16 protein-coding genes are annotated in these 22,276 nt (G+C 42.8%); 11 read left to right on the forward strand and 5 right to left on the reverse strand.

Features of this window, described 5'->3' with window-relative positions:
• Positions 1 to 35 precede the first annotated feature (35 nt).
• From AC2SLO_RS01560 to AC2SLO_RS01595, 8 genes are all read left to right on the forward strand, one after another.
• Positions 36 to 617 carry a porin family protein gene (locus tag AC2SLO_RS01560; RefSeq protein WP_486539713.1) on the forward strand — a complete coding sequence of 194 codons (582 nt, stop codon included), beginning with the start codon at positions 36 to 38 and terminating at the stop codon, positions 615 to 617.
• Between the two features lie 315 nt (positions 618 to 932).
• Entirely contained in the window at positions 933 to 1,514 is a 582-nt protein-coding gene (locus AC2SLO_RS01565; RefSeq protein WP_486539714.1) for a porin family protein, read from the forward strand.
• Between the two features lie 468 nt (positions 1,515 to 1,982).
• On the forward strand, positions 1,983 to 2,558 hold the full coding sequence (locus tag AC2SLO_RS01570) for an outer membrane beta-barrel protein (protein ID WP_486542669.1): 576 nt from the start codon (positions 1,983 to 1,985) through the stop codon (positions 2,556 to 2,558).
• Positions 2,559 to 3,025: 467 nt separating this feature from the next.
• The gene (locus AC2SLO_RS01575) at positions 3,026 to 3,607 is read left to right on the forward strand and encodes a porin family protein (RefSeq protein WP_486542659.1); all 582 of its coding nucleotides are present in this window, start codon (positions 3,026 to 3,028) and stop codon (positions 3,605 to 3,607) included.
• Positions 3,608 to 3,879: 272 nt separating this feature from the next.
• Entirely contained in the window at positions 3,880 to 4,356 is a 477-nt protein-coding gene (locus AC2SLO_RS01580; protein ID WP_486542657.1) for an NfeD family protein, read from the forward strand.
• 95 nt (positions 4,357 to 4,451) lie between these two features.
• Positions 4,452 to 5,312, forward strand: a complete 861-nt coding sequence (locus tag AC2SLO_RS01585) for an SPFH domain-containing protein (RefSeq protein WP_486542655.1) — start codon at positions 4,452 to 4,454, stop codon at positions 5,310 to 5,312.
• A gap of 868 nt (positions 5,313 to 6,180) precedes the next feature.
• Entirely contained in the window at positions 6,181 to 7,839 is a 1,659-nt protein-coding gene (locus AC2SLO_RS01590; protein WP_486542653.1) for an alpha-keto acid decarboxylase family protein, read from the forward strand.
• 339 nt (positions 7,840 to 8,178) lie between these two features.
• Positions 8,179 to 9,837 carry an alpha-keto acid decarboxylase family protein gene (locus AC2SLO_RS01595; RefSeq protein WP_486542651.1) on the forward strand — a complete coding sequence of 553 codons (1,659 nt, stop codon included), beginning with the start codon at positions 8,179 to 8,181 and terminating at the stop codon, positions 9,835 to 9,837.
• A 206-nt stretch (positions 9,838 to 10,043) separates the two neighbouring features.
• On the opposite strand, the gene hemN is transcribed toward AC2SLO_RS01595, so the two are convergent.
• Positions 10,044 to 11,594, reverse strand: a complete 1,551-nt coding sequence (hemN, locus tag AC2SLO_RS01600) for an oxygen-independent coproporphyrinogen III oxidase (RefSeq protein WP_486542649.1) — start codon at positions 11,592 to 11,594, stop codon at positions 10,044 to 10,046.
• 194 nt (positions 11,595 to 11,788) lie between these two features.
• Positions 11,789 to 12,697 (reverse strand): DMT family transporter, encoded by a 909-nt coding sequence (locus AC2SLO_RS01605; RefSeq protein WP_486542647.1) that lies wholly within the window; start codon positions 12,695 to 12,697, stop codon positions 11,789 to 11,791.
• Between the two features lie 218 nt (positions 12,698 to 12,915).
• Here AC2SLO_RS01605 and AC2SLO_RS01610 point away from each other — a divergent pair, with 218 nt between their 5' ends.
• Both AC2SLO_RS01610 and AC2SLO_RS01615 read left to right on the forward strand, forming a co-directional pair.
• Positions 12,916 to 14,538: a YifB family Mg chelatase-like AAA ATPase gene (locus tag AC2SLO_RS01610; RefSeq protein WP_486542645.1), complete on the forward strand. Its 1,623-nt coding sequence runs from the start codon at positions 12,916 to 12,918 to the stop codon at positions 14,536 to 14,538.
• A 94-nt stretch (positions 14,539 to 14,632) separates the two neighbouring features.
• Complete coding sequence (locus AC2SLO_RS01615) at positions 14,633 to 15,055, forward strand: GNAT family N-acetyltransferase (protein WP_486542643.1); 423 nt, start codon at positions 14,633 to 14,635, stop codon at positions 15,053 to 15,055.
• Between the two features lie 131 nt (positions 15,056 to 15,186).
• Here the strand turns inward: AC2SLO_RS01615 and AC2SLO_RS01620 are convergent, their stop codons facing one another.
• Positions 15,187 to 16,896: a formate--tetrahydrofolate ligase gene (locus AC2SLO_RS01620; protein ID WP_486542641.1), complete on the reverse strand. Its 1,710-nt coding sequence runs from the start codon at positions 16,894 to 16,896 to the stop codon at positions 15,187 to 15,189.
• A 322-nt stretch (positions 16,897 to 17,218) separates the two neighbouring features.
• Here AC2SLO_RS01620 and AC2SLO_RS01625 point away from each other — a divergent pair, with 322 nt between their 5' ends.
• Complete coding sequence (locus AC2SLO_RS01625; protein WP_486542639.1) at positions 17,219 to 18,010, forward strand: hypothetical protein; 792 nt, start codon at positions 17,219 to 17,221, stop codon at positions 18,008 to 18,010.
• Between the two features lie 138 nt (positions 18,011 to 18,148).
• Here the strand turns inward: AC2SLO_RS01625 and AC2SLO_RS01630 are convergent, their stop codons facing one another.
• Positions 18,149 to 18,790 (reverse strand): YceI family protein, encoded by a 642-nt coding sequence (locus AC2SLO_RS01630; RefSeq protein ID WP_486542637.1) that lies wholly within the window; start codon positions 18,788 to 18,790, stop codon positions 18,149 to 18,151.
• Positions 18,791 to 19,004: 214 nt separating this feature from the next.
• Positions 19,005 to 22,100, reverse strand: a complete 3,096-nt coding sequence (locus AC2SLO_RS01635) for an efflux RND transporter permease subunit (protein WP_486542635.1) — start codon at positions 22,098 to 22,100, stop codon at positions 19,005 to 19,007.
• Between the last annotated feature and the right edge of the window lie 176 nt (positions 22,101 to 22,276).

Genomic DNA, 22,276 nt, shown 5'->3' on the forward strand with positions numbered 1-22,276 from the left:
TTAACTGATAAGTATGTAGAAATAGGAGAATAATAATGAATACATTACAAAAAACATTGATTGCCTTGGCTGCCGGTTCACTAATGACTGCTGGTGCGCAAGCCGCCGTTAATTACGGTAATGGCATGACAGCACAGCCGTACATCGGTGCAAAAATCGGTCAATATGACTTAGATGATGCTGATGATGAAGCATTATCATACGGTGTCTATGGGGGTGCGAAGTTCACACCTAATTGGGGTGTAGAAGCTGAATACCTAACCACCAATGATGAAGACTTCCAAGGTGGGGCTAATAAATCTGAATATAAAGCGGATGTCTATGGTCTATACGGAACTTATGACTATACTTTCCCAGGTTCAGATATGTATGCGAAAGGCCGCTTAGGCGTTGCAAAAAACAAAGTAGATATTGATTCTAAATCACCTGCTTATGAGCGTTATGATGGTAGCGAATCTGATACTGGTATTGCCGGTGGTGTTGGTTTAGGCTATAACATCGCACCGAATGCAGCAGTAGAGCTTGCATACGACTGGTATCCGAAAATTGATGATGTTGCAGACCAAGGTGACCTTGATGCAAGTGGTGTAACCTTAGGTGCTAACTTCAAATTCTAATATTTAATGCTATCCTATGTAGAAGATAGTTCTTATTAGAAAAAAATGACTCTGATAAATTATTAAAAACAAAAAGCGATCACTTCGATGGTCGCTTTTTTTTATTTTGGGCTTTGTAGGTTTTGCATTATCTAATGCCTATTTGCGTAACAAAAACCCTTATAATTCAAGAGTTAATTGCAAATGTTAACGATTTTGCTATTAAAGACAGACAGAATAATTGAAATATTTTGTTACTATATTCTCATAAGCAATAGATAAGCGAATTATTCATTAATGGACTTGCTATTGAATATGTTTCACTAGGAGAATAATATGAAACTTTTACAGAAAACACTTCTTGCTTTGGCTGCTGGTTCATTAATGACTGCTGGCGCACAAGCTGCAATTACTTATGGTAATGGTATGACAGCTGAACCATATATCGGTGCCAAAATCGGTCAGTATGACCTAGATAAAGCAGATGACGAAGCATTATCATACGGTATCTACGGTGGTGCTAAATTCACACCTAACTGGGGTATCGAAGCTGAATACCTAACTACTAGTGATGAAGATTTCCAAGGCGGTGTAAGTAAGTCTGAATATAAAGCGGATGTCTATGGCCTATATGCAACTTATGACTATACTTTCCCAGGTTCAGACATGTATGCTAAAGGTCGTCTAGGTGTTGCGAAAAACAAAGTAGACGTAGACTCTAAAACTGTAGCATACAACCGTTATGACGGTAGTGAATCAGATACTGGTATTGCTGGTGGTGTTGGCCTAGGTTACAACATCGCGCCTAATGCAGCAGTAGAGCTTGCATACGACTGGTATCCAAAAGTTGATGACGTTGCAGACCAAGGTGATCTTGATGCAAGTGGCGTAACTTTAGGTGCTAAATTCAAGTTCTAATCATTGAACGAGATGAGGATAGTCATAGCTGATTTATAAGAATCTAACTGATTCTATTAAATTATTCACTATCAAGCATTACCCAAAAACGACTGCTCCGGCAGTCGTTTTTTTATGCCTGTTATTTTTATTGCGAAGATATAAAGACTGGCTAATCTAGGTTGTAAATTTTAAATGGTAATAACTATAACCAACGGATTTTCTTTGAATAATTACTTTAGGCGTCAGTAACTATTGGTATCCAAAGTAACCGGTTTTGATGTTTAGGTTACTTATAGACAGTAATGGAGAGGTCGGCTATCAATAGTTTACTATCAAACTATCAAAGGTCGACAGATACCTTGAAATATTTTGTTACTATATAAATATCGATAACAAGCAAGGGGTCTAAGACAACTTATTCATAGATGATTTACCCAATGATTGTGGCTTGCATCGTAAACAATTGACTAGGAGAATGAAATGACTATCACTATCTTACAAAAAATGTTATTTGGTTTAACTGCTGGTTTATTGATCACTGGAGGTGCTCAAGCTGCGGTTAACTATGGTCATACCAATACAGCACAACCTTATATTGGTGCGAAAATTGGTCAGTTAGACCTTGATAAGGCAGATGATGATGCGATGTCTTATGGTGTCTATACCGGAGTTAAGTTCCCAAGTAATGTGGGACTAGAGGCGGAGTATATGAGAACCAAGGATGACGATTTCGCTAAAAAACACGGTGAGCGTAAAGAGTATCAAGCCGAAATGTATGGTTTGTACGCTACTTATGATTACTTATTCCCAAGCTCAAATCTATATGCCAAAGGCCGTGTTGGCTTGTCAAGAAACGAGATTGAAATTGAAGACAAAGTACGAGGCGGCAAAAACTCTCAACACGATATCGGTGTTGGTGGTGGCCTAGGATTTGGTTATAACATCTCTCCAAATGCAGCGGTTGAGCTCGCTTATGACTGGTATCCAAAAGTAGATAATGTCGATGGTCGTCATGACTTAAGATCAGAAGGTATCACCCTAGGTGCTAACTTTAAATTTTAGCTAGATACTAAATCTGATTCATAAAATAACTGATTCACAAAAGTTCACTCACAAAATAAGTTGAATACCTTAAAGCGACCGTCTTGGCGGTTGCTTTTTTTTGTCTATTTTATAAGTGGGAAAGGCTTTATTAGAACTTGGATAGAGTTGGCTGATGGTCATTCATTAAACCAAATAATAGGGCAGAAGAGAGACCTGATAATTAATCAGCTCTATTCGCCAGTAACTATTGGTATCCAAAGTAACCAGTTTTGATGTTTGGGTTACTTATGGGCAGTAATGGAGAGGTCGGATATCAATAGTTTACTATCAAGCTATCAAAGGCCGACAGACAACTCGAAATATTTTGTTACTATATAGATATCGATAACAAGCAAGGGATTAAATAAGCATATTAATTAACACAGTTCCAAATATTTTCCCAAACTCATTGCTTGTATCGCTCATAATTTACTAGGAGAATAACAATGAAAATCTTACAGAAAACATTGCTTGCTTTAGCTGCTGGTTCATTAATGACTGTAGGTGCACAAGCTGCCGTTACTTATGGCAATGGTATGACAGCACAGCCTTATATTGGTGCTAAAATCGGTCAGTATGACCTAGATAAAGCAGATGACGAAGCGTTATCTTATGGTATCTATGGTGGTGCTAAGTTCACACCTAACTGGGGTATAGAAGCCGAATATATGACCACCAATGATGAAGATTTCCGCCGTGGTTTAGAGAAGTCTGAATATAGCGCAGATGTGTATGGTTTATATGCCACTTATGATTACACCTTCCCAGGCTCAGAGATGTACGCAAAAGGCCGTTTGGGTGTGGCAAAAAACAAAATCGATATTGATTCGAAATCAGTTGGTTATAATCAGTATGACGGTAAAAAATCAGACACAGGTATCGCCGGTGGTATCGGTCTAGGTTATAACGTTGCTCCAAACGCAGCGATTGAACTGGCTTATGACTGGTATCCAAAAGTAGACAAGGTTGCCAACCAAGGTGACTTAGATGCTAGCGGTATCACACTGGGTGCTAACTTTAAGTTTTAATGCCGTACCCTTAGTCTAATATCTCAGTTTATTACAGCGCTCATATTTAGATACTGTAATTGTGGATAAAAAGATAGATACAATGATGGTAATCCCAAAACGACTGCTTCGGCAGTCGTTTTTTTTTGCCTGAAGGTTTAATCGTTTTGATAAGATTTTGCAAATGTTTGCTATAAATGGATCACACAATAGTAATAGCCTGCCTAGCCCATAAAAATGGTAATATAAATAACAGGACAAATAACAATAAAGATAAGTTTAAGGATAATACCATGTTCGTTATAGAGCCTTGGCACTGGTTAGTGCTCGGGGTGATACTCATCATCTCTGAGATGTTTTTAACCACATTCGCCACCTTATGGTTTGGGGTTGCTGCCGTGATTGTGGCGCTATTAGCGTGGCTGCTCCCGATATCTGAGCTTATACAGATTCTCACTTGGCTAATATTGTCCGTTGCCATGGTCTTTATCTGGTTTAAGTTTGTGAAACCGTTGTCTGTGGACCGCACAAAAGCGGGACTGGGCGGCGGGATTATTATTGGTGAGGTCGGTATGATAGTCACTAAACCGCAAGCCGGCCGCAAGGGCATGGTACGCTTTAGTGTTCCCATTGTGGGCGCAACCGAGTGGATGTGCCGCACCCGAGGTGAAGCAGTAGAGGTGGGGCAGCGTGTGGTCGTGGTTGATGTGCTTGGCAATGAGCTAATCGTGGCCGCCGCAGTAACACCTGCACAGATTAATCATAGGTAATCATCAACACATCGTTGAAAACAGTTAGATATTGATAATCAATAAATGGCTATAGGCTATAGAAAGTACGAATAAAAATAAGCAGGAGTAGGACAATGGAAAGTTTTAGCATCGTGATGATTGTGCTGGTTGCACTGGTGGTATTCACCATCTTTAAAGGGGTGCGTATTGTGCCTCAAGGGTATAAGTGGATTGTTCAGCGTCTGGGTAAATATCATCAGACTTTAGAGCCGGGTTTGAATATTATTATTCCTTATGTCGATGATGTGGCCTATAAGCTGACGACCAAAGACATCGTATTAGATATCCCATCACAAGAAGTCATTACCCGCGATAACGTGGTGATTATTGCCAATGCAGTGGCTTATATCAGTATTGTACAGCCTGAAAAAGCGGTCTATGGTATTGAGGATTATGAACATGGCATTCGCAATCTAGTACAGACCTCATTACGCTCTATCATTGGTGAGATGGATTTGGACAGCGCCTTATCAAGCCGCGATCACATAAAGGCGCTGCTGAAACAAGCCATCTCTGAAGATATAGCGGACTGGGGCATTACTTTAAAGACAGTAGAGATTCAGGATATTAATCCATCAGATACGATGCAAACGGCGATGGAGGAGCAGGCTGCGGCAGAGCGTCAACGCCGTGCGACGGTAACACGCGCTGATGGTCAGAAGCAGGCCGCTATTTTGGAAGCGGATGGTCGCCTAGAGGCATCGCGCCGTGATTCTGAGGCTCAAGTGGTATTAGCCAAGGGGTCAGAGGAGTCTATTCGCCTTATTACTCAGGCCATGGGGGAGGAGGAGATGCCAGTGGTATATTTACTAGGTGAGCAGTATATTAAAGCGATGCGAGAGTTAGCAGAGTCTGACAATGCCAAAACTGTGGTACTTCCTGCTGATATATTAGGAACCGTCAAAGGGATGGTGGGTAATAAATTTAAAGTCTAATACTTGCGCTCGATTGACCTGGTTACCTTACATCTCTTTCAGCATTCTTTAGGCAATCTTTTAGTTGCCTGAGACTATAGGTAGCTTCTAATGAAGGTCACCTCTATATAGTTAGCCTCTAATATAAGTAGCTTCTAATATCACTAGCCTTTATTTTAAGTAGTAATATTTTAAGGATTCGTTTTATTGGCGGGTTCGTATCATTTTAGCGATATAGCCAAAGAGTCGATCCGTTTAACGTGATTAAACTGGCCGACTCTTTTTTTTGTAACTTAAAAACGGGGTTTTGGTGATTTTAATAGGAATACTTAATAGGAGTCATTGATTTTATCAAGTTGAGCTTAATAAGTTAAGCGTTAAAATAAATACAACTAATGAATGTCTTCTGAGTATTATCCACGTCAGAATAGGAATGATATGGTTTTGAAGGCAATATGACTCTCGTAAGTCATCAACTCTCGAAACTCATCAACTCTAGCGACTAGAAACGAGCTGTGGCAATTAAATAGAAAAATGGGCTAAATTTTCTTACTCAATGTCAATGAATGGGTTGATCTCTAAATAATACCTCCATGCATCGCAATGATTAGGTCTTATTTTTGTCGATTTTCCCTATGCGGACAGATATTCAATAGACCCTGATTTACACATAGGTGACGGTATATAACATAATTATTATTTTGTCTGTCATCATTCATTGCTAAAATTTTCGAGCAAGAAATATTTTTGTTATATATTCACTATACGATTTAATAAAATATAGTTTAATAAAAATTAAAATCAAAGCATATTGATTAAGTGTACTTTTCAATTAACCAATGAATGACTGTACCAAACAAATAAAACGAAACAAATGAAGGAAGGAATCATGACAACTGAAAATTATACTATTGCAGATTATTTGTTTGATCGTATCGCTGAAGCAGGTGCAACCGAGGTTTTCGGCGTCCCAGGCGATTATAATCTGTTGTTTTTAGATAATATTATGAAATCCGATAAGCTGCGCTGGGTCGGTAATATGAACGAATTAAATGCAGGGTATGCTGCTGATGGCTATGCGCGTGAGCGTGGCTTTGCGGCACTGGTCACAACCTTTGGTGTTGGTGAATTATCTGCCATTAATGCGACAGCGGGATCCTATGCCGAGTATGTGCCTGTATTACATATTACCGGTGCACCTAAAATAAAGCTTCAAAATAGAAAGTTGGTATTACACCATAGCTTGGGTGAAGGTATCTTTGATAACTTTGCGAAAATGGCCGAATCAGTAACGGTAGCTCAAGCTATTATTACGCCAGAAAATGCAGCTTCACAAATTGATTATGTCATTAGTCAAATCGTCAAAAAACAACGTCCTGGTTATATCGCATTACCCGCTGATGTGGCGCAAATGCCAATTTTTCCACCTTCAACCAAACTTGATTTGCAAAGAGAGAATAATACTAGTCAGCAGGCATTAAGCGAGTTTAAACAAACCTTATCTACCTTTATTGATGGTAAAGAGACCTCTCTACTTGCGGATAGTATGGTGAAACGTTTAGGACTAAAAAAAGAGTTACAAGCACTCATTGATGATACGAAGATACCTTATGCAACGTTATCCTGGGGTAAGTCACTTCTAAATGAGCAAGATGAACGTTGGGCTGGCGTATATTATGCAACCGTGTCAGATCCAGTTGTTAAAGATGTGGTTGAAAATGCTCAATGTCTCATCAAGGTGGGTGTGACATTTACAGATACCACAAGCTCAGGGTTTAGTGAGAAGATTGAGTCCTCACGAACCGTGACTATTAACGAAGAAAGTTCAATGATAGGTGATGAGGTATTTGCCCCTATTAGTATGAAAGATGCGCTGCAAGCATTACATGAGGTATTAACCTCAGGTATTAATGTGATCGCCAAGCCTCTCAATGGGGAGATTAAAGCCTATCAACAAGAAAGGGATGATGATAAGCCTTTATTACAACAAGATTTATGGCATATTGTAGCCAAAAACTTGAATGAGAATAGCTTGGTATTTGCTGAGCAGGGGACGTCTTATAATGGTATGGGTCCGATTGGATTGCCAAAAGGAGTGACATTTCATGGTCAACCACTCTGGGGCTCAATTGGTTACACCTTACCGGCCAGTTTAGGGGCAGGACTAGCGTCATCAGATAAGCGTACAATTTTGCTCATCGGTGATGGGTCATCCTTATTGACCATTCAAGATATTGCGGTAATGCTCCGCGAGAAATTAAACCCTGTTATCTTGCTTATTAATAACTCAGGTTACACCATTGAGCGCGCAATTCATGGAGAGGATGAGCTTTATAATGATATTCCTAATATTGATTGGCAAGTCATTCCACAAGCGTTCGGTGCCACTGAAGATAACTGTCTAATGCTAAAAGCGAAAACAGCAGGTGAGCTAAAATCTGCAATTTCCCAAGCTAAAGAAACAACGGATAAATTGGTATTTGTCGAAGTGTTTACTGGAAAAATGGATATTCCACCAGTATTAGCGAAACAGGCAGCGTTGTTCTAATCGCTGAATTTGATTGGTATATAGAACCCCCTATAAGCATAGAGCGTATAGGGGGTTTTCGTTTTGGCCTAGTTTTGGACATATGATTTACAAAGCAGAGATTGTCTATAACATAACTCTTATTTCTGCTGTTTTTATTCATTGCTAAAATTTTGGCGCAAGAAAGATTTTAGTTATACAAAACCGATAACTATAAGCCATATCAACTCTGGAAATTAACCTATCGAGCAAGGCAGGCCTAAACACAACAAATCAAACGCGACAAATAGTAGGTTTAACAAGACTGTCCAAGCCTGAAAAGAATAGGTTGTTTTATAAAAAAAAGTATAAGGAATAAAGATGTCGACAGAACAATATACAATAGCTGATTATTTATTTGACCGAGTTGCTGAAGCAGGGGCAACCGAAGTATTTGGGGTGCCTGGAGACTATAACTTATCTTTTTTAGATAATATTGTTGCCTCTGATAAGCTACGCTGGGTCGGTAATACTAATGAGTTAAATGCGGGATATGCGGCAGATGGTTATGCGCGTGAGCGCCGTTTTGCCGCCATGGTGACGACTTTTGGCGTTGGTGAATTGTCCGCAATAAATGCCACGGCAGGCTCCTTTGCAGAGTATGCGCCCGTGCTACACATCGTGGGTGCGCCGAATACTAAACTAAGAGAAGGTAGAAGCCGTCTGCATCACAGTTTGGGAGATGGAGAATTCAACCATTTTATAAAGATGGTAGAGCCATTAAGTGTGGCCAGAGCAGAAATTACCGAAAAAAATGCCGCATCGGAGATTGATAGAGTTATCCGTATGGTGCTAAAAAAACAGCGTCCTGGTTATTTACTGCTGTCACCTGATATCGCTAAATTGCCAATTTATCCACCCACCACTAAGCTTAAAGACAGTGAAGAGGACATTACCAGCCAAAAGGCATTGGTAGATTTTAAACAAGCCTTAACAGATTTTATTGCCGGTAAAGCCACGACATTGATTGCCGATTTGATGGTGCATCGCTTAGGACTACAGCCGCAGCTTAAAGCGTTAATTGCAGATACTCATATCCCGTATGCGACCTTATCTTGGGGTAAGTCATTGCTGGATGAAAATAGTGAGCGCTGGGCTGGAGTTTATGTCGGTGAGCCGTCGCAGCCTGTGGTGAAAGATGCGGTCGAAAATGCAGAGTGTTTGATTAAACTTGGGGTAAATTATACCGATACCACCACCGCAGGTTTTACTCAGAAGATTGATAGCTCACGGGTGGTCGACATCCATGAAGAGCGTGCCACGGTGGCGGATAAGATTTACTCGCCCATCGCTATGAAGGATGCACTGCAAGCTCTGTATGAGGTCCTGACCTCTGGAGTCGATGTCATCCCTAAGCCTTTAATTGGACAAGTAGATGTGTATGAACAACAAGGGGGGGATGACGAGCCCTTATTGCAAAAAGATTTATGGCACCTGATCGCTGACTGCTTAGATGAGAATAATCTGGTGTTTGCTGAGCAGGGAACGGCGTACTTTGGGATGAGTGAGGTGCGCTTGCCTGAAGGGATTACGTTTTATGGTCAACCCTTATGGGGCTCTATTGGCTATACTTTACCTGCAAGCCTAGGCGCAGGCATAGCCTCTCCAAATAAGCGAAGTGTACTATTAATTGGCGATGGTTCAGCATTATTAACCGTTCAAGACTTGGCGGTGATGATACGCGAAAAATTAAACCCAGTTATCGTGCTTGTTAATAATTCTGGCTATACGGTAGAGCGCGCAATCCATGGGGAAAAACAGTCTTACAACGATATTCCTTACTGTGATTGGCAGATGATGCCTAAGTCGTTTGGTGCAAACGATGACAACTGCGTTATCCTAAAAGCGTCCACGCCCGCTGAACTGAGATCAGCGTTAGAGCAAGCAAAAATTACACAGGATAAAATGATATTTATTGAAGTGGTGACGGCCGTTATGGATATTCCACCTTTATTAGAAGATGTGGCTGCTGCACTTTAATAATATCAAATCTATAAAACACCCTATCTTTGTCAGGCTCACTGAACCTACTATTTGTAGCGTTCGCATTCGCCCTCCTCGATAGGTTAATTTCTAGATTTGTATTAGACTCAATATAGAGTGGATTTAAATTGAGACGTCATTTGAATTCACCTATAGGTGATAAAAAACCGACCATTTTGGTCGGTTTTTTAGTGGTATAAATCCTAAATGACTTTAGAAAACCGCCCTTTCTCTTTACTGGCCAAATAGCTATCAAATACCATGGCTACGTTGCGGGCAAGCAAACGACCTTTGGGTAGTACTCGAATACCAGCGGCATCCATATCAATCAGTTTGTCTTGCTGCATATCCCCTAATTGTTGAATCTCTTCAATAAAATAGGGGATGGCATCGATACCGAACTTCTGATTTAGGTCTTTGAAATCTATGTAATCATGACATAGCAAATTCATAATCACATAGCCACGTAGACGGTCTTGAATGCTGGTTTTAATATGCTTCACCGCAGGTAACTTACTGGCATCTACCGACGCTTTATAGCGATCAAGGTCAGGGTCGTTTTGTAGGATATGCGTCGCCGCACCGCTTTGATTGGTATATAAAGTGCTGTTGATTTGGCTAATCGCAGACACCCCAAAGCCCAGAAGGTCGCAGTCACCAAGGATGGTATAGCCTTGGAAGTTACGATGTAGGTTGCCCTCACGCTGGGCAACGGCCAATTCATCATCAGGCTTAGCAAAGTGGTCAATACCGATATATTGATAGCCGGCTTCAGTCAAGGCGGCAATGGTATTACTAAACATCTCAAGCTTTTCGGCTGGCGTGGGTAAATCTTCGTCTTTAATCTGACGCTGCGGCTTAAAGCGAGTGGGTAGATGCGCATAGTTAAATACAGAAATACGATCTGGACTCATCTCAATAATACGCTCAACCGTATGTACAAAGGTCGCCGGCGTTTGATGCGGTAGACCATAAATCAAATCAATATTGATCGAGTTATAGTTTAAGCGGCGCGCCTCATCCATAACGCTTTGAATCAATTCTTCAGACTGAATTCGATTGACCGCAATCTGCACTTTATCATCTAAATCTTGCACCCCAAAACTGACACGGTTAAAGCCCAATTCACGTAGCTTCTCTAAGGTATTCTCGCGTAGCTCACGGGGGTCAATCTCGATAGAGTAATCGCCACTGCCGCCTTGTTCTGATGGGGCATCAAATTCAAACTGAGTTTGCAAAAACTTCCATAGCGCAATTAGTTCATCATCACTAAAGAAGGTTGGGGTACCGCCGCCCAAATGCAGCTGTTTTACAAACGGCTTTTTACCCAGCTCTAGGGTCGGCAATAAGGCTTGTTTTTGCTTAATTTCTGCAAATAGGTAATCAAGGTAATCACCGGCATCGCTGTTCTTTTTAGTAATAATTTTATTACAAGCGCAGTAATAGCAAAGATGACGACAAAACGGGATATGGAAATAAAGCGATAGCGGCGTTTGAGCATCACGCTGGGTCAGGATATTAAACTCCGTGCCTGCTCCAATAGGCTTAAACTCAAGCGCAGTCGGATAAGAGGTGTAGCGAGGGCCTGAGCGATTGTACTTATGAATCAGCACTTCATCATATTCTAACTGCGGCACGCTTGACGACGCTTGATCAAATTGACGACGCGCATAAGGATTGGTAGGCGTGAAGTCAGGGCGCTCAGTGGTGGGTGGCAAGTTTGCTTGATCAGAGAAATGGGCTGAAGTAGTCATAAGATTGGCCTTATCGGTGTCCCGATAAATAGGAGCAAAGAGGAGGATAGAAAAACAATATAGCGCTTAGGCATATGCCCTAATTATAGCAAATTAACCTAAGGTAGCTCTAATCTGACCAGTTTTGCATATATCTATGGTAGCAGTGTGGCTTTAAGCGGTGCTTAGCTCGTAAAGCCGCTTATTACCAGTTATTATAAAAGCCGTTTTTTAATACCGCCTATGGTGACTAGTATGACGCCCAATGCAATTAATCCGGCGCCCAATGCCAATCCTTGAGGTGGTGATTCTGCTTGCAAAAATATAGCAATAGGGACGGCAAAAACGGCAGCCACTGAGCCAAGTAGGCTTAATAATACTGGTCCGCCTACCTTTTGTAGGATAAATAAAACCTGAAATTGACCGGCGAAAATAAACGCCTGTAGCACGATAAGAAATAAAGACACTATCATCGCTAAAGGGTCTTGGCTTGGCAGCGCTAATGAAAAATTGGGCAATAAGCTGACTAGCCCTAATTGTAAGGCGGCCGCGACCAGCATACCCGGTGCTAATGTACTTGGTGAAGCACCTATTGGCCAGCGCAGAGTACGATATAAATTACCAATGGCAAGCAATACTGGGCCGCAAAGGGCAATAACAATCCAGAATACACTGGTATCAGGAGCGTTAAGCTTATTTGCGGCCAGTACACCCGCACCGCTTAATGCTAAGACCACACCTGCAGCGCGCATCGGATTAAATGTTTCTATCTTTAATATTAGCGCACCAAGGTAGGTCAGCAAAGGCGGCAGGGAGATAATTAGTGCTACAAAACTTGCGCCAACATGAGGAACTGCTGAGAAAAAAATCAAGTTAGAGCCAGCAACACTCACCAAGGCAGCTACTAGATAATACTCAAAACTACGCTTGGTTAGTGGTGGCGGTTGCTTTCTTATTAATGAGCTAAGAACTAAGATAATAGCCGCACCAGTAATCGACCAAAACACAAAAGCCAATGGCTCGATACCAACCGTGCCCGCATACTTTGCCATATTAGTAGATAAACCCAATAATATACCGCCGAGCAGCAAACAAGTTACAGCAATTATGACGTTTTTATTCATGGCTTTATTCCTTTGATTTGCTGTCTACTACTCATGAGATAGGCACGGGTTTGATAGAAGTTGACAACTGTTATTGCTATTGATTTTATCATCATTAGTTGAATAGATTTTTATGATTAAAGTCAGACAGTAATGATGTGGTGTTTGCTTACTGTTGATGAATAATTTATTATCAATTTAAGGAAATTAATAATAAATTTTTAACAATAAGGTTAATCATGTCTTTTGCCCAAGTAGATACACGTTCTGTGGTTGGGCTACACGCGCCTAAGGTCATGGTTGAGGTGCATTTATCACAAGGATTGCCTGCTTTGACGATAGTAGGCTTACCAGAAGCCGCTGTACGGGAGAGTAAAGACCGAGTGCGTTCAGCAATGATTAACTCTAACTTTCAGTTTCCCAATCGCCGCTTAACCATTAATCTTGCGCCTGCTGACCTACCGAAAGAGGGTGCACGTCTCGACTTACCTATTGCGATGGGTATCTTGGCAGCCAGCGGTCAGATAGAGCCAGAATGGCTGGCTGGGTATGAGTTTATTGGCGAACTGGCGTTAAATGGTCATTTGCGTCCCGTTGCAGGTAGTTTGGCTGTGGCACGTGCCATAAAAACCGATATCAATAACAGTCATAAAAAAAGCCAAGCTGAGGATAGTAACCCAGATAACCTGTTAAGTCAGGCTGATACGGCTGATGAAAATGATAAGGTTAAGGCCAGTCGTAAGCTGATTGTTCCTGCTGATAATGGGGTGGAGGCCAGCCGCGTTGCTGGCGTGACTGTCTATGCGGCTAAAAGTCTACAAGCGGTCTGTGATCACCTCAGAGCTGAAAACAGTATTCATTTTAGTGCAGAAGATGCGCCCAATACTGAGGGCCTACTATCAGAAGTTATATCAACAGTGCCAGTACTTGATGCCACCTATAAGGTAGATTTATCAGACGTAAAAGGTCAGCACCATGCTAGACGCGCGTTAGAGATAGCGGCGGCAGGTGGACATTCATTGTTGTTCACCGGTCCTCCAGGGTCGGGTAAGACCCTGATGGCAGCGCGTTTGCCAACCATATTACCTGACTTAAATGATGAAGAAGCGCTCGAAGTAGCCAGTACTTATTCGGTAGCCGATACAGAATATCAATATGGCAGCAGACCCTTTCGCGAAATTCATCATACTATTTCAGCGGTGGCTTTAGTAGGTGGGGGCTCACGTCCAAAACCTGGCGAGATTACTTTGGCCAATAAAGGGGTTTTGTTCTTAGATGAGATGCCAGAGTTTGACCGCAAAGTGTTGGAGGTATTGCGCCAGCCATTGGAAGCTAAACAAATCACCATTAGTCGTGCCAATCAGCAAGCGACTTTTCCGGCAAATTTTCAGTTAGTCGCCGCTATGAACCCCTGTCCTTGTGGCTATCAAGGTGATCCCTCGGGCCGCTGTCATTGTCGACCAGAGCAGATTCAGCGTTATCAAGATAAAATATCAGGCCCGCTTCTTGACCGTATTGATTTAAAGGTTAGTGTTCCTGCATTGCCCATAAGCGACTTGCAAAATACCGAACCTGGAGAGTGTTCGGTTGTGGTAAGAGAGCGAGTCACAGCAGCGTATGAGCGGCAGCGAAAAAGACAAACTAAACCCAATAGTGAGCTGACACCTAGTGAAATGGATAAGCATATTGTACTGGGTGAGAGTGAGAAGAACTTATTGGCTATGGCACAGACTAAGCTGAATTTATCAGCACGAGGTTATCATCGTTTGCTACGGGTGGCCCGTACGATTGCTGATTTAGCAGACAGTGTCGATATTCAAACGCCTCATCTTAGTGAGGCGCTCAGCTATCGGGGGAACTAGTTAAATAAGTAAGTTTCAAATTACTGAACGTGAATCTAAAGCAGTTGAATCCTAATATCGATGTATAAACCCTAATCTATTAAGGAAAAGCTATATGAAAGACTACGCTTATCAAAAGGACTGTTTTGTCATTACAACCAATAAAAGTGTTTTTGATATTGATGCCATTCATAGCTTCTTAACTGCGAGTCATTGGGCAAAGGGTATCAGCAAAAAACAGGTGACAGATTCTATAAATAATAGTTTGAACTTCGGATTGTTTCATGAAGGTCAACAAATAGGCTTTGCAAGGGTTGTCACGGATTATGTTACCTTTGGCTATGTATGTGATGTCTATGTACTAGAAGAATATCGCCACCAAGGTTTAGGAAAATGGTTGATGGAATGCTGTCATTCGCATCCTGTCATTCAAAAACTTAGAAAATTAATGCTCGTGACGTCTACTGCTCCTTGGCTATATGAACGTACAGGATATATACCTTTAAACCAACCTAACTTTGTCTGGCAGAAGTGCTGACTATAGTCGGCGAACTTATAAAGAGTCATGGCGTTAACTTCATTAAGCCTACTGCAGTAGTACTTACACTCGGTTGCCTTATAACCATTTTAGACTTCTTTGACTATAAGAATAGTGAATGATAGCAAGTTTTAAAACAGCCCCGTTATATTACCCGTATCATCTACGTCGATATTTTCTGCCGAAGGGCGCTTAGGTAATCCCGGCATTTTCATAATCGGTCCACATATCACCACAATAAAGCCTGCACCATTTGATACAGTGACATCTCGGACATGAATACTAAAGCCAGTAGGACGCCCCAGTAGTTTGGCATTATCACTTAAAGAATACTGAGTCTTGGCAATACAAATAGGCAGTTTATCTAAGCCTAAAGCCTCGAGACGGCGAATCTTAGCGAGGGCGGTACTGCTCAAGTCAATATCATTAGCGCCATATACCCGCTGCGCTACTTGACGTATCTTATCAGTAATAGGTTTGTCTGTATCGTAAGCAAACTTAAACTGACTTGGCTCAGCATCATGGTCTTCAATTAACTCAATTAAGGTATTGGCTAACGTTTCACCGCCTGCACCGCCTTTTGCCCAAACCTGAGTCAGTGCCACCTCTACTTTTAGGCGCTTGCAGGCTTTACGCACCATATCAATCTCAGCGTCAGTATCACTATCAAACTGATTAATCGCCACGACTACAGGCAAGCCAAATATCTCTTTTAAATTTTCAATATGCTTGGTCAAGTTAGGCAGACCTTGCTCAAGGGCGGGTAAGTTTTCAGTTGTGAAGGTGTCTTTAGCGGCTCCGCCATTATATTTTAACGCGCGGATGGTAGCGACTATGACGGCTGCATCAGGGGTTAATCCCGACAGGCGACACTTAATATCACAAAACTTTTCAGCTCCAAGGTCTGCCCCAAAGCCTGCTTCGGTCAGCGTATAGTCAGCCAAATGCATAGCAGTACGGGTGGCAATAACCGAGTTACAGCCATGAGCAATATTGGCAAAAGGACCACCATGCAAGATGGCAGGCGTACCTTCAATGGTTTGCACTAAGTTGGGTTTAATTGCATCTTTTAATAGGGCAGCCATAGCGCCGTGAGCGTTAAGATCTTTGGCATAGATAGGTTGTTTGTCTTTGGTATAAGCGACGAGTATCTCACCTAGGCGACGCTTTAAGTCAGCTAAATCGGTGGCCAGACAAAAGATAGCCATCACCTCTGAGGCAACCGTAATATCAAAGCCATCTTCGCGCATTACCCCATCTGAGGTCTTGCCGATACCGCTAATAATAGTGCGTAACTGACGGTCATTCATATCCACTGCTCGTCGCCAGACCACCTGTTTTGGGTCTATATTTAGCGTATTACCTTGGTAAATATGGTTATCTACCATAGCAGCCAGCAGATTATTAGCAACCCCAATAGCGTGTAAATCGCCTGTGAAATGCAAGTTGATATCTTCCATGGGCAGAACTTGTGAATAACCACCACCGGCTGCCCCACCTTTAATGCCGAATACGGGACCGAGCGAAGGTTCACGTAGCGCTATGATGGCTGTTTGCCCGTTGTTTTTCTGTGCAAACACACGGTTTAGGGCATCTGCTAAGCCAATCGTCACTGTGGTTTTGCCTTCACCGGCTGGGGTCGGGTTAATTGCTGTAACCAATATAAGCTTACCGTTCTCTGATTTGGCAGGTATGGCGAACACATCGCTAGGATTAATCTTAGCCTTGTAATGTCCGTAAGGCTCAATCTTATCGACGGACAGGCCTATTTTTTCAGCAATCTCGGTAATCGGTCGTAGCGTGGCATTTTGGGCAATGGTGATATCGCTAAGTGTGGTCATGGTTAGGTCTCAGTTATTCTGTCGTGTGTTGTCAATTAATGGTTGTTATATCATACGACTATTTATAGATTCAAATAGTATCCCGTTTCAATAAAACAACCTATCCTTTTCAGACTCGAGCTCGGTCATACTCATTAAACCTACTATATTGTCGCGTTTGATTGATTGATTTTGGACGTGCCTTCCTTGATAGGTTAGTTTTCAATTTTAGTCATAAATAGTTCTTAACCTTCAGTAAGCGGCGGGTTAATTAAGGTTTTATTATGAATGTTGTTAAGCTATACTCAAAATATAACCTTAATTATCGATAAGAGAAATTATTATGAAGCTTCAGCAGTCTCAATGGGTAAAAGTTTCGAGTATAGCCATACTGGCCTTAGTATCAGGATGTTCGTCACAAGAAAATATGCAAGATGCGACTCGTTCGACTTCTGAAACTGAGGTTGCCCCTACGCCCGTTATAGTGGTTGAGTCTGCGCCAGCACAGGTCGCTGCCGAGTCAGAGCGTCTAGGTACGCAGTGGGGCGATGAGGTTGATTCAGAGGTGACTGAAGTTGATTTGCGACGTATTAACCGTGATCCTATTGAAACTATTCAGGTCAGTTATGCCGATAAACATTACTCAGGTAGGGCTTTAAATAGTATGTCACTAGTCGCAGGGAAGGTTGACTTCTCAGTAGAGAGCGACAGAGGACGACTGCCTATTTATCGTGATGCTGGCAATTATTATTTACAAGGTAAAGCGGGTCAGGCCTATCGTCTAACATATCATAATAATAGTGACCATACTTATGAGATAGTGGCGAGTGTTGATGGTATTGATGTGTTAGATGGTAGTACGGCCAGTCGTTACAATAGTGGTTATGTGTTGTACCCACACGATGATTTAGTCATTGAAGGCTTTCGTAAAAGTCAAAGTGCGGTAGCGTCTTTTATTTTTAGTAAACCTGAAAGTGCTTATGCCGCCAATACGCCGTCGGGCTCCATACAAAACACCGGCATTATTGGCACGGTCGTGTACGAGCTTTACGATCCTTCTAAACCACGTCCTCAGCCCTATCAGCAGCCGCAAGCTTATCCTGCAGATAGTGGCTATGCACCGCCTCCTCAATAACTTTAACTTAAGATAAAATCAACTCGATTACACAAGGTATGAGATATCGGATAAGTAGGGGGGCGCCCCGCTTGCGAGACCCAGCAAGTCAGATTGCTGGGTCTCGTGCTTTGGCATTAATCAGCACTAACCTATCTATTATCTTTTGGCTGCCTCAATTTGAATATTGAGTACCACATCCTTTGTCATGCCCAATAACACGTATTTACTAATCCCCCATTGGGTACGGTCGATGACAGTAGTAAAATCACCGCCACACACTGATTTTTTAAGAACAGGACTGAGATAACAGTTGAACTTGGTGGCTTCAAGGCTGACTGGATGGGTTTCACCATGCAACGTCAAATTACCATCGACACGGGTAACGGCAAGAGTGTTCTGACTGGTATTTGAGGCAAATATCTTGTTAAAAAAAGACGGCTGCTCTCCGAAATGCCACTGGGTAGACTCAAACGTCGCTGTAGGAAAACGTGCCACATCAAAAAAGTCACTGCCTTTAAGGTGTTCATCAAACTCACTATTGCCAGTATTAATACTGTCTAAAGGAATGACAATAGACACTTTACCAAGCTGCTGCTTGGGGTCATATTCTATTTCGCCCGTTAAGTTATAAAAACCACCGGTATTGGTCGATGTCCCGAAGTGATCAATGGCAAAGCGAACATTGGCATGAGTAGGGTCAATGTCGTAAGTTGCAGCCTGCACTGTGCTGACTGTGCCTGCCATCAATAAGAGACACGTCAAAGGATAAAAATAAACCGATTTAGAGAGGTGCATCATAAAAGTGCCTTGTTATAAAAGTTGCGGTTATATGTCATATTGCATGATAGAGTCACAAAACCTAAGCCAAAATCTTAAAATTAATCACCACAGCGTGTTTTTTTTGATGTCATAACATATTTACCAGATGGTACCTTTATCTTATAACACGTTTATCTTATAACACGCTTATCGCATGACATAATTATCAAGCAGTGAGGCCAATTTACAGACCCTAATCTGTGGTATTCGCCGGTCCATTCGGACGTAACCATTTCGCAAACCATCGTGAGATATCATCCATAAAGGTATAGACCATCGGGATAATAATGAGGCTTAGGAAAGTTGAGGTTACCAAACCGCCCAATACGGCTGCAGCCATCGGACGACGGAAAGTCGGATCTGCTGAACCCCAACCGAAGACAAGAGGTAACATGCCAGCACCCATGGCGACCGTGGTCATGATAATAGGCTGAGCCCGTTTATGACAGGCATCGAGTAGGGCATCAAGACGGTTTAATCCATGATCACGCTCTGCTAGGATGGCATAATCCACCAATAGAATAGAGTTCTTGGTGGCGATACCCATCAGCATAATAAAGCCAATCATCGACGGCATTGACAAGCTACTGCCAGTGATAACCAGTCCCACAAACGCACCGCCAATCGATAATGGCAATGCCATAAGAATGGTAAAGGGCTGTAGCACCTTACCGAATAGTAGAATCAATACCCCAAAGATACAGATAATACCGACGGTAATGGCGATGACAAAGCCGCTGAATAATTCGGCCATGCTCTCAGCCTGACCTTGGTCAATGATGGTAATGCCCGGTGGTACCTGACCTTCTTGTAACGATGGAACTTGTTTTACTGCATCGACCAAATCACCCAGCTCGCCATCGGCAGCCTGTACGGTAATTGTAATCGCACGCTCACGGTCAAATCGGCGAATCTCAGATGGCCCTGTACCAAATGATAAATCTGCCACATCACTAACGCGCGCTGCAGAGTTGCCATTGGTCGGTACATACAAGTCGCTTAACTGACTGACGTTGCTTTTCGCCTCTTCAGGTAATCTGACCACAACAGGTACCTGACGCGTCTCTAGATTTAATTTAGACAGACGCTGTTCATAATCGCCTAAAGTCGCCACACGCAGCGTATCGGCAACACCTTGAGTGGTAGCGCCTTGGTCCGCCATTGCAATGCGATCCGGTAGAATTGACAGTTCTTGACGTGGCAGGCTTCGATCACTGGTCACACTGCCCGCTTGCGGTAATGAGCGGATTTCATTCATGACTTGCTGCGCCGTCTGTTCTAGAAGCTGTGAATTGGTGCCGGTTAACGCAAAGCTATAACCACTCTCACCGCCACTGGACAAACCCACATCAAAACGCGCACTCGGTACTTGTTCTAATACATCAGTAATCTCTCGCTCAATCTCAAGCTTGCTTGGTCTATTACCACGCGGCTCTAGTACGATATCTATACTCGCTTCGTTTTCGACATTCGCTGAGCTTGAATTAGAATCGATACTGGCAGCTTGTGGGTCACCGATGACACTTAAGACACTTTTCACACCGTCGATTTGAGACACACGCTCTTCAGCCATCTTAGCGATACGAGTGGTATCCGCTAAGCTTGCATCTGGGGTAAGCTCAATACCAATACGCGATTGGTCAATATCATTTTCGGGAATAAAGGTTTTAGGTAAAAAGACCACTAAGAAACAAGACGCTGCGAATAATGATAGGGTGACAATTAGGGTTAACCAGCGGTGGCGAATGGTCCAAGCCACTGATTTTAAATACAAATGCATGGTTCGAGAGGTCTTCTCTACATAGTCTTTTTCTGGACGCAGAATGTAGGCGGCCATCATGGGTGTGATAAGACGCGCAACCAATAGCGAGGCAAAAATCGCAATCGCAGCAGTCCAACCAAACTGGCGGAAAAACTGACCAACAATACCGCTCATAAATGCGGTTGGTAGGAACACCGCAATCAAGGTGAAGGTGGTCGCCACTACCGCCAGACCAATTTCATCAGCGGCTTCCATAGCCGCTTCATAAGGGGTCTTGCCCATGCGTAAGTGGCGCATGATATTCTCAACCTCAACAATCGCGTCATCGACCAAGACCCCGACCACCAAGGATAAGGCCAATAAGCTAATAATGTTTAAGCTAAAGTCGAACAGGTACATCCCCAAAAAGGTCGGGATAACCGATAAGGGTAGGGCAACAGCGGCAACGATAGTGGCACGGATATTACGTAAGAATAAAAACACCACTACCACGGCCAAGATACCGCCCTCGATAAGCATCTTTAATGAGGCATGATAATCTTCATCAACGGGCGTGGCTCGGTCAAATACCTTGGTAATGGTATAACCAGGCATATCAGCTTGCAGTTCTGCTAACGCAGCATCGACACGCTCAACCACATCGACTTCACTGGCGCCACGTGAGCGCACCACGTTAAAGGCGACCACGGTTTGACCATCTAGTTTAGCAATAGAGCTTAAGTCGGCCGTGTCATCGGTAATGGTGGCAATTTCGCCTAAGCGAATGGCATCACCGGTCGGGAGCGCCACTTGCACATCATTAAGCTGACGGGCATTCTCAACTGCGCCTAAAACACGGATGTTTTGTTTGCTATCACCAATTTTTGCTTCACCACCTGAGGTATCACGTTGAAGGCCCGCTACTTGATCAGACAGTTGCGTGATGGGCAGTTTTAAAGCATTAAGACTAATCGGATCGACAGCGACACGAATTTCACGGTCCAGACCACCAACCCGGCCAATACTACCCACACCATTAATATCGGATAATCGCTTGTTAATGGTGTCATCAACAAACCAAGACAAATCCTCCATACTTACGCCATTAGCGGTCACCGTATAGGTAACAGCGGGCAGGCCAGCGGTGGTGATTTTGGTGATAATTGGATCTTCAGCTGCGGCAGGCAAGTCGCCTTGCACCTCATTCACCGCAGAACGCACATCGTCTACGGCTTCTTGGATGTCTTTTTCGAGCACGAATTCTGTCGAGACAGTCGCGACTCCAGTTTGCAGGGTACTACGAATGTGCTTGACCCCCTCGATACTCGAGATTCGATTTTCGATTTTTTTGGCGATATCGTTTTCGAGTTGACTGGGCGCAGCGCCAGGGTAGGCAACGGTCACAACCACACCCGGTAAATCAATATCTGGAAACTGCTGAACCTTCATTTGCATAAAGCCATAAATACCACCGAGAGTCAGCAGTATAAAGAGCAGTATGGCAACCAAAGGATTTTTGATGGAATAAGCTGAGACGTTAAGGCTCATAAAGTGCATCCTGCGTAACGAGTCAAAAGGCGGTTAAAAAAGGCAAGCTTACTAAGGTACAGACCCTTCCTAAAACACTGAGTTTTAAGTAGGGCAGTCATAGCAGTAAGTGTCGTAATAAAACAAATACCACTCAATGATGATAGAGTCATTCAATGGGACAAGCGTCAGTTAGG

Source organism: Psychrobacter sp. CX14 (genome assembly GCF_057396205.2).

Excerpts from the sequence above, each read along its gene's own strand:
- AC2SLO_RS01625 (WP_486542639.1), top strand. The coding sequence starts at position 17,219 with ATGAAGCTTCAGCAGTCTCAATGGGTAAAAGTTTCGAGTATAGCCATA.
- hemN (WP_486542649.1), bottom strand. The coding sequence starts at position 11,594 with ATGACTACTTCAGCCCATTTCTCTGATCAAGCAAACTTGCCACCCACC.
- AC2SLO_RS01610 (WP_486542645.1), top strand. The coding sequence starts at position 12,916 with ATGTCTTTTGCCCAAGTAGATACACGTTCTGTGGTTGGGCTACACGCG.
- AC2SLO_RS01595 (WP_486542651.1), top strand. The coding sequence starts at position 8,179 with ATGTCGACAGAACAATATACAATAGCTGATTATTTATTTGACCGAGTT.
- AC2SLO_RS01585 (WP_486542655.1), top strand. The coding sequence starts at position 4,452 with ATGGAAAGTTTTAGCATCGTGATGATTGTGCTGGTTGCACTGGTGGTA.
- AC2SLO_RS01605 (WP_486542647.1), bottom strand. The coding sequence starts at position 12,697 with ATGAATAAAAACGTCATAATTGCTGTAACTTGTTTGCTGCTCGGCGGT.
- AC2SLO_RS01630 (WP_486542637.1), bottom strand. The coding sequence starts at position 18,790 with ATGATGCACCTCTCTAAATCGGTTTATTTTTATCCTTTGACGTGTCTC.
- AC2SLO_RS01565 (WP_486539714.1), top strand. The coding sequence starts at position 933 with ATGAAACTTTTACAGAAAACACTTCTTGCTTTGGCTGCTGGTTCATTA.
- AC2SLO_RS01615 (WP_486542643.1), top strand. The coding sequence starts at position 14,633 with ATGAAAGACTACGCTTATCAAAAGGACTGTTTTGTCATTACAACCAAT.
- AC2SLO_RS01580 (WP_486542657.1), top strand. The coding sequence starts at position 3,880 with ATGTTCGTTATAGAGCCTTGGCACTGGTTAGTGCTCGGGGTGATACTC.
- AC2SLO_RS01560 (WP_486539713.1), top strand. The coding sequence starts at position 36 with ATGAATACATTACAAAAAACATTGATTGCCTTGGCTGCCGGTTCACTA.
- AC2SLO_RS01590 (WP_486542653.1), top strand. The coding sequence starts at position 6,181 with ATGACAACTGAAAATTATACTATTGCAGATTATTTGTTTGATCGTATC.
- AC2SLO_RS01620 (WP_486542641.1), bottom strand. The coding sequence starts at position 16,896 with ATGACCACACTTAGCGATATCACCATTGCCCAAAATGCCACGCTACGA.
- AC2SLO_RS01635 (WP_486542635.1), bottom strand. The coding sequence starts at position 22,100 with ATGAGCCTTAACGTCTCAGCTTATTCCATCAAAAATCCTTTGGTTGCC.
- AC2SLO_RS01575 (WP_486542659.1), top strand. The coding sequence starts at position 3,026 with ATGAAAATCTTACAGAAAACATTGCTTGCTTTAGCTGCTGGTTCATTA.